This window comes from Bacillus sp. JJ1474, assembly GCF_036965225.1.
Taxonomy (GTDB): Bacteria; Bacillota; Bacilli; order Bacillales; family Cytobacillaceae; genus Cytobacillus.
In genome coordinates this window covers 20,750-21,315 of sequence record NZ_JBALPC010000022.1, presented here as the reverse complement: position 1 = coordinate 21,315, position 566 = coordinate 20,750, and the positions used below count along the sequence as shown (strand labels likewise).

1 protein-coding gene is annotated in these 566 nt (G+C 35.0%); it reads left to right on the top strand.

All coding sequences use genetic code 11. The annotated features are described in order from the left end of the window. Positions 1 to 566 (top strand): cation:dicarboxylate symporter family transporter (locus V7164_RS03650; RefSeq protein ID WP_335353409.1); only part of this gene is annotated, 566 nt, incomplete at both ends.

Genomic DNA, 566 nt, shown 5'->3' with positions numbered 1-566 from the left:
ATTATCACCCAGCAACCATTATTGCAGATTTTAATTGCCTCCGTAGTAATCGGATGGATAGTCGCTACTAACAAAAAATTCGAGCCAATTGCAAGAAATATTATGGTTATTAGCGATTATATTTTAGCAGCATTTAAGTGGCTACTTTGGTATTATCCAATCATGATTGGATGTTTAGCAATAAACATTCCGTTAAAGTTTGGGACTGAGGGTGTTGCCTATTATGGTAAAACCGTCCTTTGGGTATTTATTTTAGCTACAACATGGACACTCCTGATTATTGTATTAACAAAGATTATCTCCAAAAGAACATGGTCACAAATATGGAAATATTACTTTACAGTTTATTCAACAGGTTTTGGGACCGGAGGGTCTTATGATACACTGGCAGTTAACATTATTTCAGCTGAAAGAGATTTAGAATTAAAACCAGAATTCGCTGAGACATCCGTTGTGTTTGGCACAGTATTAAATAAAAGTACTTCTACAATGGCTGTATTAATTGTGACTGTAACGACCTGTGCCATGATGGACATCCCACTTTCCTTATCTGAAATTTTATTATT